10 protein-coding genes are annotated in these 8,960 nt (G+C 35.1%); 4 read left to right on the top strand and 6 right to left on the bottom strand.

Annotated features, from left to right (window positions below; genetic code table 11):
- Positions 1-281 precede the first annotated feature (281 nt).
- From M0P98_08570 to M0P98_08550, 5 genes are all read right to left on the bottom strand, one after another.
- On the bottom strand, positions 282-692 hold the full coding sequence (locus tag M0P98_08570; GenBank protein MCK9266903.1) for a putative toxin-antitoxin system toxin component, PIN family: 411 nt from the start codon (positions 690-692) through the stop codon (positions 282-284).
- Positions 685-933, bottom strand: a complete 249-nt coding sequence (locus tag M0P98_08565; protein MCK9266902.1) for a ribbon-helix-helix protein, CopG family — start codon at positions 931-933, stop codon at positions 685-687. Before M0P98_08565 ends, M0P98_08570 begins: the two co-directional genes overlap by 8 nt.
- Positions 934-1,033: 100 nt before the next feature.
- Positions 1,034-1,792, bottom strand: a complete 759-nt coding sequence (locus M0P98_08560; protein MCK9266901.1) for a Nif3-like dinuclear metal center hexameric protein — start codon at positions 1,790-1,792, stop codon at positions 1,034-1,036.
- Positions 1,793-1,817: 25 nt separating this feature from the next.
- On the bottom strand, positions 1,818-2,819 hold the full coding sequence (locus tag M0P98_08555; GenBank protein ID MCK9266900.1) for a 1-phosphofructokinase family hexose kinase: 1,002 nt from the start codon (positions 2,817-2,819) through the stop codon (positions 1,818-1,820).
- The gene (locus M0P98_08550) at positions 2,816-4,717 is read right to left on the bottom strand and encodes a hypothetical protein (protein ID MCK9266899.1); all 1,902 of its coding nucleotides are present in this window, start codon (positions 4,715-4,717) and stop codon (positions 2,816-2,818) included. The genes M0P98_08555 and M0P98_08550 overlap by 4 nt, the downstream gene beginning before the upstream one ends.
- Before the next feature lie 196 nt (positions 4,718-4,913).
- Here M0P98_08550 and M0P98_08545 point away from each other — a divergent pair, with 196 nt between their 5' ends.
- From M0P98_08545 to thiE, 4 genes are read left to right on the top strand one after another with little or no spacing between them, the layout of a single operon-like run.
- A complete protein-coding gene (locus M0P98_08545; GenBank protein ID MCK9266898.1) occupies positions 4,914-5,822 on the top strand; it encodes a class II fructose-bisphosphate aldolase in 909 nt (302 codons plus the stop codon).
- A 10-nt stretch (positions 5,823-5,832) separates the two neighbouring features.
- A complete protein-coding gene (locus tag M0P98_08540) occupies positions 5,833-6,777 on the top strand; it encodes a carbohydrate kinase family protein (protein MCK9266897.1) in 945 nt (314 codons plus the stop codon).
- A 24-nt stretch (positions 6,778-6,801) separates the two neighbouring features.
- Entirely contained in the window at positions 6,802-7,596 is a 795-nt protein-coding gene (gene thiM / locus M0P98_08535; protein MCK9266896.1) for a hydroxyethylthiazole kinase, read from the top strand.
- Positions 7,596-8,240, top strand: a complete 645-nt coding sequence (gene thiE / locus M0P98_08530) for a thiamine phosphate synthase (protein MCK9266895.1) — start codon at positions 7,596-7,598, stop codon at positions 8,238-8,240. The genes thiM and thiE overlap by 1 nt, the downstream gene beginning before the upstream one ends.
- Positions 8,241-8,267: 27 nt before the next feature.
- Here thiE and M0P98_08525 read toward each other — a convergent pair whose 3' ends face one another.
- Complete coding sequence (locus M0P98_08525) at positions 8,268-8,810, bottom strand: hypothetical protein (protein ID MCK9266894.1); 543 nt, start codon at positions 8,808-8,810, stop codon at positions 8,268-8,270.
- Positions 8,811-8,960 lie beyond the last annotated feature (150 nt).

Below are 8,960 nucleotides of genomic sequence, written 5' to 3'. Positions count from 1 at the left end.
GCAATCTCGCCGAAGGCGAAAAAGGAATGGGGGAAAAGACATAAAAGAAAAAAGCCCCCCTCACCTTGCATCCTCTCCCTCAAGGGGAGAGGCAAATAAGGAAGATTGTCATTGCGAGTGATTAAGGTCGGTCCTCGGTGTTTTCTGCGGAGGTCTGACCTTCGTCTTAGTCAAGTGTAGTGCAAAGAAATATCCCCCCATTCCGTCTTTGCGAGCTGTTTTTTAGCGTGGCAATCTCGCCGAAGGCGAAAAAGGAAATGGGAAGATAATTTGGTTAAAATTTACAGGTTGGTAGTTTTCAAAAATTCTGCAGGAGATACTATTTTGATCTTTTTATGTTTTTTAAGAGGCAAAAGATATTTTTTATCCCCCGAAACAAGGAAATCTGCATTTGCTTCAATAGCACATTCAAGAATACGGTTATCTGATACCTTCTTTTTTATTATTTCTACAGTAACCTTAGGAGTAACAAGTTGGGTAAAACCTCTTATTTCTTTTATAACTCCTTGGATTACCGTTTTTTCCATTAATATTTTTTTTTGCAATACTTGCTCAATTTCACTTATTATAAAAGATGATATATATATAACAATTTTTTCCTTTCTTGCAAGGGAGAGAAGCTCGTCAGGGGGGCCTTCAGTGCTAATAAGAGAAGAAAGATATATATTGGTATCACAAACAATCTTAATCATTATTTTCGTCTCTTATATCATCTACCATATTTTCTACATCTTCTTCTGTATAAAATCCAAGAGCACGAGCTTTCAAGGTTAGTTGTTGCCTATATTCCTGCCATCTTTTATCAGCAAGATATTTTATTAAAGCATCTCTTACCATCTGACTTTTGTTTCTACCTTCTTTTTCTGCTCGTTCCTCAATTTCTTTCAAAAGAGACGCAGACAAAGAAATCGTCATAACTTCTCTTGTCCTCATTTTATAACTCCCTTTTTCTTTTTTTGTATTACCCGGTAATATAATACCACTCTATTTATCTAACGTCAATATAAATTCGTTTATGGAAACAAGAGATGGGTTAAAAAGGGGTTTTTGTATCTATAAATTCTGCTTTAATTGAAAATTCTTCTTGCAAAAGACGCGCAACTGCCTTCACTCCAAAAACTTCTGTAGAGTAATGGCCTGCAAAAACTGCATTTATCCTGCATTCTTGGGCAATATGGTATGCTGTTAGTTCTGGTTCACCTGTTAAAAAAACATCTATACCCAACTCTGCTGCTTCAAGTATGTTTGAGGCAGCACCACCTGAAACAACTGCCACAGAACTAACCTTTGTTTTACCAAAATCCATTGTGCCAACTATTTTACCAATTGATTTAGATACAAGTTGCTTAAACTCTTTTAGGTTTAAAGAAGTGGGGAGAGTGCCGGTAAACCCTAAGAGCATATTATTATAATTTCCGAACTGTTCTATATTTCTTAATCCAAGTTTTTCACATATCTGGATATTGTTCCCCAACTCTGGATGAGCATCTAAAGGTAGATGGGCAGCATATAAAGCAATATCATTTTCTATCAAAAACTTTAGTCTGTTATAGTTCATACCTGTTATTCTTTTTAAAGAATCTTTCCAACTTAAACCGTGATGACAAATAAGAAGGTCGGCATCTTCTTTAGAAGCAAGAGTAAAAAACTCAAGTGATGCGTCAACACCAACACATACCTTCTTAATATTCCCAGAGTTTTCTACTTGTAGGCCGTTGTGAGAAGCGTCTTCAAAATATTTAATTTTAAGTTCAGTATCCAAAAAATCTACTATAGTTTTTAGTTTTACCATAATTTTTCCTTATTTTTTAATGTTCTTAAAGAGATTCAGGGGTAGCCAAAATATCTTTAAAGAGTCTTAAAAACTCTTCTTTTTTCACCTGCTTAACTTTAATTTCTTTATATATTTGAGTAATTTCTTTATCGGAAGGCATAAGAGTACCTTTAATCATAACTTTTGCTGTGCCAGAGGCAGCAGCAAGTCGGAGACATTTACCAGTAGGTTCTCCTTTGTAAACACCAGAAAGGTACCCCGCAAGAAAAGTGTCTCCACAACCAACAGTGCTTTCCACTCTTGTTTTTGGTACAGAAGCATAGTAGATATAGTCGACAGAAAAGTATAGAGCTCCTTTGCTACCGAGTGTAAGAAGAATGGCAGAGATACCTTTTTTACAAAGGTTTTCCAGTATGTTGTATAAAGTTTCAGGGGTACTTATTTTTTGTTGAGAAACCCTCTCGAGTTCCCATAGATTAGGTTTTATTATATCTGGAATTTCTTTAATACCTTCCTTAAACGCTTCTCGGTCTGAATCAAGAACAGTATAAACCCCTTTATCTTTTGCTAATTTTATTATCTGAGGATATATCTTTGTTCCTATCCCAGCAGGTAGGCTTCCCGAAATTACAAGAATATCTCCGCTGTTAAGGTTTATATTATCAAACAGTTTGAATAACTTATTCTTTTCAGAATGTGAGATTTTTGGTCCTGTTTCATTAAACCTTAAAACCTTCTCTTTGCTAAAAAAATTATATACACTTCGTACGTTTTCTTTAATTTTTATATTTATATATTCAACACCTTCTTGATTTAAAAGGGTTTCAAGTTTTTCTCCATTCTCCCCACCAAGAAAAGTGATTGCTACACATTTACAGTGTAGTTTTGTGAGCATTCTTGCAACGTTAAGTCCTTTACCTCCAGCGTTTACTAAAGTCTCTTTTACTCTGTTTATATCGTCATACAAAATTTCATCAGATAAATAAAAAGAGTAGTCAATAGAAGGGTTTAGTGAAACAGTGTAAAAAGAGTTGCACTTGTTCATTTCTTTAAAACAAGAGATAAAACGCTATGCACAACAAGCCATGTAACATGTGAAAGTATCATACCAAGAAAGAAAGGTACACTTCTTTTGTAAACATTGTGACCGCCAAATTTCAATATTAACCCTTTTAATAGCCAGGCAATAAAAATAGCAAACCAACTTTGTAACAAAGGAGCTGCCTCACCTATAGGAAACCCTATATAATGTAATGGCCACCACATAAACCTTGAGTGGACAAACATTAATATTCCCATCAAAAAAGCTCCCAGAGCCGTAAAGATATAACGTGATACTATTATCTCCCGAGTAATTGGGTTATCTATTTTAGGAAGCATAAAGTTGGCTATAAAACGAGTTTCTCCACCTCCAAAAAACCATAAACCACCACCAGTTCTTGCTGCAGAAGCATTTAATGCGCCAACACGATAACCAGCGTTGATATGGACCCAAGCAGAACAAACGTAAGAAATAATCAGAGCAACAATAATACCTGTAAAAAGTAGTCTGGAAGATATTTTTACTTTCTCTTGAATTTTTAAGGAGTGTCCGGTGGTTGCCATCACAGAGGTTCTTATATCGGCTGCCCAACTGTATTGCATACCAAGAGCCAAATACCCTTGGTCTGTAACAAGGTTTGGTGGTAGAAGGTAAGCAGTATATACTGTTGGAATACACATTGCACGAGTTTGGGGTAACCCGGCTTGACATACTACACGCGCAATACCTATAAACACTATTAAAGAAAAGAGTACAAACATTATAGCCGTAAACCAGGGCATACCAGAATATCTCATAAAAGATATCACAAGAAATAGACTTATTATACCGCCAAAAATTGAAGTGCGATAAGATAGAAGTTCTTCTGAATCATCAATGTCGCAATTTTTGCAGAAGGCTTTACGGAAACAATCTGATAAATGTTTGCGTGCACGCCAAAATAGTGAAATAACAAGTACAAGCATAGCGCCCGCCCCTTCAAAAGATGTTATAGCAGAACGACCTCCATAAGTTTCGTTTATACCGGGAAGTTTGAAACCGCTAATACTAATTAGACCGCTCTGGATTGTAAATAGTACAGGGAAAAGCCATAAAGAGAGGGAAACACTACGAGGAATTAGATATGCTAACCCTATTATAGGAAATGCAGGGTTTAGGGTAAGTCTCATACTTTTACGAAATAGAGCAATATTACCTCTTATTGAAAGAGCAGGCGACCCAGTTGAACGGATAGAAAACCAGTTGAATAAATAAAATAAAAAAATAAGAGTAAAGGCAAGCCAGAACAATTTATCTTTAAAAAGAACCGGTATTCTTGAACCTTTCTTTTTATTTACCATTTCAAGAGGAAGTATGGTGAGGGGGTATATCAATCTCTCTTTTTCTATCCACTGTTTCCTAAAAAGCACCATTATACAAATACTTAAAAAAGAGAAAACAAGAATAAAAAGCAATATAAAACCCATCGGAGCTAACCAAGGAAGAAAAGGTATCTGTTTACCGTAAGGTAACCCTTCGTAAAACCAGGTTATTGCTTGCATATCTTTAACCATAAGCAAAGAAGGCGTCTTATCTACTATAAGTTCTGCCCATTTGTTGGCTGGGGTTGCAAAATAAGTAAAACCCGAAACTATAGGGATTAAAGACGACACAAAACCCATACTTGGTAAAATAGAAGCAGTTGAAGCCATTACAAATATTAGAAGGAGTTCTTGTTGGTTAAATTCAAAAAATCGGTGTATACACGACAAGAGAAGCATAAAAAAAAGAACAAAAATAGCCGCTGGTGCCCAAAACTCGTAGCAAAAAAAGATGTCAATACCTTTTATCATAAGGTATGGGTCATACATTGCAATTCCTGCAGAAAATAGTGCTCCTATAAAAAATGCAAGCTTTCTCATAATTGCTCCTCTAATTAAAGTATTAAAGAACTCTCTTAACGTTTATTTTATTATTTTAAACTATCAACAATCTATTTTCAATTATTTTAAATAATGTTATAAAATGTTTTTGATTTGTGTATGTCACGTTTATAAAATATAATTATATATATACGACACTTTCAAAACAATAACAACTATTATAAAAACGGTTAATATGAATACTTCCAAAGCAATGATAAATGCATTTAATTCGGGAATTGTTATTCCTGCATTCAATATCTTTTATTTGCCTGCTATTAAACCTATAGTTCAAGCAATTAAAGATACAAAAATTTTTGGGATGGTAGAAGTTGCTCGGCTTGAATGGACAAAATTTAAAGTTGAAAGTCTTGAATCTGTCTATAATGAGTTTCAAACTGTTGCAAAAAACGAGATTTGTGTCAAGTTACATTTAGACCATATACCTGTTGTTGATGAAGACGGGAAAAAAGTAGATTATATAAAAATAATAGAAGAGGCGCTTCAACTTGGGTACCATTCTGTTATGGTAGACGGTTCTCGGCTCAGTTTAGAAGAGAATATCAGTGCTGTAGAAAAGGTTGTTGGGTTAGCCCATTCTTACAATGTGCCTGTTGAAGCGGAATTGGGGGCAGTAATGGGGCATGAAGAGAAAGAACTCCCGCCTTATGAAGAACTTTTTTCAACGAAACAAGGTTTTACTTCTGTTGAAGAAGCTGCTACTTTTGTAAAAGAAACAAATGTTGATTGGTTATCAATAGCAGCAGGAAGCGTGCACGGAGCTGTGTCTGTCTCTTTGAGAGATTTAGAAAAAGTTGAAGCACGCCTTGATATAGACCATATAAAAAAATTAAGAAACGCCACTAATGTACCTCTTGTGTTGCATGGCGGGACAGGTATTAAAAAAGAGTATATAAAAGAAGGAATCAACGCAGGAATATCAAAAATCAATATTGCGACAGCTGTAAGGAAGGCTTATGAGAAGTTTCGAGATACTTCTATAATTAAAGCTCAAGAAGAGGTTTACAAAACTGTTAAAGATATAATTATTAATGATTTAGAAATTGAAGGGACGAAAAAGATAGTCCAAAAAAATATTTTTTAAGGGAGGAGTTATGGAAAACAAAGTTATGTGTCTGGGTATTATTGTTGGAGATTTTTTAGGTAGACCAGTAGAAGCAGCACCAGAAAAGGGTAAATTGATTTTAACAGAACGTACAGAACTTCATATTGGTGGTTGTGCAAGTAATACAGGAGTTGTGCTTAGTAAACTTGGAATAAATGTATCTATATCTGGGAAGGTCGGAAACGATAATCTTGGTAACTTTCTACTCGGTAAATTAAAAGAAGAAAATATCGATGTAAGCAGGATAAAAAAAAGTGAAACTAAATCTACCTCGGGAACACTTGTGTTTATACACTCTGACGGTGAACGGTCTTTTATACATTCTACCGGTGCAAACGGGGATATTAAACTGGAAGATATAGATTTTGATTATATAAAAACCTTTCCGTTAATACATATTGCTGGTGTTTTTTTAATGCCTGGATTTGATGGGAAACCTTTAGCTGAAACATTAAAGAAAGTTAAAAGTTTTGGTCTTATAACGTGTCTTGATACTGCGTGGGACTCAACTGGTAAATGGATGGAACTTATTGAAGAATCATTACCGTATATTGATTATTTTATACCAAGTATTGAAGAAGCTAAAATGATTGCTGGTAAAGATGACCCGACCGAGATTGCTAACTTTTTTATGGATAGAGGTGTAAAAAATATTTGTCTAAAAATGGGTGCTGATGGTTCTTATATAAAAAACAAAGATGAAGAATACCGAATTTTTGCGCCTGACGCTCCAAAAATTGATACTACAGGTTGTGGTGATGCTTATGCGGCAGGGTTTATAGCAGGAATTGTTAAAGGTTTCTCTTTTAAAAAATGTGGGATGCTTGCAAATATTACTGGAGGAAAAATAGCAACTTCTGTTGGTGCAACAACTGGAGTAACATCCTTTGAAGATACCATTGAATTTGGTAAAAAATATGATAGGTGGGTTTAAGATTGTTGTTTATGGAGAAACTTAATGAATAGAACAGTAAAGATATTTGATAAGGTAAAAAAAGAAAAACCTCTTATACACCACATCACTAACTGGGTAACTATTTATGATTGTGCTAATATCGTAAGGGCAACAGGGGCGCTACCTGTGATGGCTCATTCGCCCGATGAGGTTGCAGATATGGTTGCGATATCTTCTGCGTTGGTATTAAATATTGGCACTCTTACAAATAGTCTGGTGGATGCTATGAAATTGGCTGGAAAGAAAGCTAATGAGAAGCATATTCCTGTTGTGTTGGATGCAGTTGGGGTTGGTGCAACAAGGTATAGAAATGAAATAATTAGAGAACTTCTTAAAGAAATAGAAGTAGATGTGTTAAAGGGTAATGCTTCTGAAATCGCTTCTATTGCTGGTTTGGAAACGTTTACTAAAGGTGTTGAATCTACAGAAGTAGAAGTTGACCTAAGAGTGTTAGCCAAAAAACTTGCTAAAGAAAAAAACTTTACAGTTGTTATTACTGGCAAAGAGGATATTATATCTAACAAAGATACCGTATATGTTTGTAAAAACGGACATTATATGATGGGAAACATTGTTGGTACAGGGTGTATGGCAGCTTCTATGATTGGTGCTTTTTCTGCTGTCGAAAAAGATTATTCAGTAGCCTCGGCAACAGCACTTGTTCTGTTTGGAATTGCCGGAGAGTTGGCTGCAAAAAAAACCAAAGGACCTGGCTCTTTTAAGGTATGTTTTTATGATGCTCTTTATAATCTGTCGGCTAAAGAGATTGAGGATTTAGAACAATTGGAAAAGATGTAATGAATAAACTTAATCTAAATTTGCACAAGATGGGTTTCTATTTTGTAACAGACTGTAATCTTTCTAAAATTGGTGTAGAAGAAGATGTTAAGGCAGTTATTAAAGCAGGGGTGAAAATAGTCCAGTATAGAGAAAAAAATAAAAGTAGTAGAGAAATGTTTAAAGAGGCATTAATATTAAAAAAGATATGTAACAATAAAACTCTTTTAATTATAAATGATAGGATAGATATAGCTCTTGCGGTAGACGCAGACGGGGTACATCTTGGGCAAGATGATATTCCCTGCCAGGAAGCAAGAGTTCTTATGGGAAAAGATGCGATAATAGGAGTAACTGTTCATAACATAAAAGAAGCTGTTGAAGCAGAAAAATGTGGAGCTGATTATGTTGGAGCGTCACCTATTTTTACAACATTCACAAAAAAAGATGCTGGTGAACAAGCAGGGTTGCAACTAATAAAAGATTTAAAGTCCCAAATAAAAACACCTATTGTTGCTATTGGTGGGATAGATTTAAAGAACGGTTTATCTGTAATGGAAGCAGGGGCAGATTCTTTTTGTGCTATATCAGCAGTTATATCAGAAGGAAAAACTTTTGAAGAGTCTAAAAAGTTTGTCCAATTGGTAAACAGGTTCACCTGTTAGTTTAGTCTGCTGACATCACGATACCCACTACTTTGCAAATTTAATAAAGCCTGCTTTTTCAATCTCCCATATAGAAGAGCCAGTTGCAATCCAAGCAAACCAGCCACCTCTTTTCCAAACACCTATATTAAAACATAGTTTATCCACTTCGTTTGGTGATATTCCTATTTCTGAAAAAGGTATCTTCCATTCAGCTGTCCAAGAAAGATTTTCAACGTTCTGGACAGAATGTTTATATTCTATATGTTTTTCCAGATTAACAAGTTTTTCGTAAGGCATACCAAAGGTATTCACAACTTCCATCTTTCCATTAAAATGCCCCCACAATGTGTAAATGGGACCTGTTGGCATATCTTCAAGCCACCATCCTTTACTGTGAGTTCCTTCCTGACTTTCAAAAGATACCTCTATCATTGGTATACGTTCTTTTAAGGAGATGGGCATATCTTTTGTCCAAGGGTCAGATTCACTTTTTACAGCAAGGTATAAGTGTTTATTATCATATTGTAGCCAAGCGTAACTTTTTGGCGATTCTTTTGGCTTACCGTCCCAATGTTGCTCAATCTTCATACTCTTGTTTACATCTAAATTAAACCACTCAGTCTTTTCCAGTCAAATAATGAGCCTGAAATAATTAAGGGTCACAAACAGGCATAATTTTTTTTAATAACCTGCTTCTTTGTTTTTGTACTATATCTGCCATTTCATTGTCAGTCTTGC

Source organism: bacterium, assembly GCA_023230585.1.
In the GTDB taxonomy this organism is placed as follows: Bacteria; Ratteibacteria; UBA8468; order B48-G9; family JAFGKM01; genus JALNXB01.
The sequence above is the reverse complement of the archived record's forward strand: the minus strand, read 5'-3'. Positions and strand labels throughout refer to the sequence as shown.

Excerpts from the sequence above, each read along its gene's own strand:
- M0P98_08570 (MCK9266903.1), bottom strand. The coding sequence starts at position 692 with ATGATTAAGATTGTTTGTGATACCAATATATATCTTTCTTCTCTTATT.
- M0P98_08565 (MCK9266902.1), bottom strand. The coding sequence starts at position 933 with ATGAGGACAAGAGAAGTTATGACGATTTCTTTGTCTGCGTCTCTTTTG.
- M0P98_08560 (MCK9266901.1), bottom strand. The coding sequence starts at position 1,792 with ATGGTAAAACTAAAAACTATAGTAGATTTTTTGGATACTGAACTTAAA.
- M0P98_08555 (MCK9266900.1), bottom strand. The coding sequence starts at position 2,819 with ATGAACAAGTGCAACTCTTTTTACACTGTTTCACTAAACCCTTCTATT.
- M0P98_08550 (MCK9266899.1), bottom strand. The coding sequence starts at position 4,717 with ATGAGAAAGCTTGCATTTTTTATAGGAGCACTATTTTCTGCAGGAATT.
- M0P98_08545 (MCK9266898.1), top strand. The coding sequence starts at position 4,914 with ATGAATACTTCCAAAGCAATGATAAATGCATTTAATTCGGGAATTGTT.
- M0P98_08540 (MCK9266897.1), top strand. The coding sequence starts at position 5,833 with ATGGAAAACAAAGTTATGTGTCTGGGTATTATTGTTGGAGATTTTTTA.
- thiM (MCK9266896.1), top strand. The coding sequence starts at position 6,802 with ATGAATAGAACAGTAAAGATATTTGATAAGGTAAAAAAAGAAAAACCT.
- thiE (MCK9266895.1), top strand. The coding sequence starts at position 7,596 with ATGAATAAACTTAATCTAAATTTGCACAAGATGGGTTTCTATTTTGTA.
- M0P98_08525 (MCK9266894.1), bottom strand. The coding sequence starts at position 8,810 with ATGAAGATTGAGCAACATTGGGACGGTAAGCCAAAAGAATCGCCAAAA.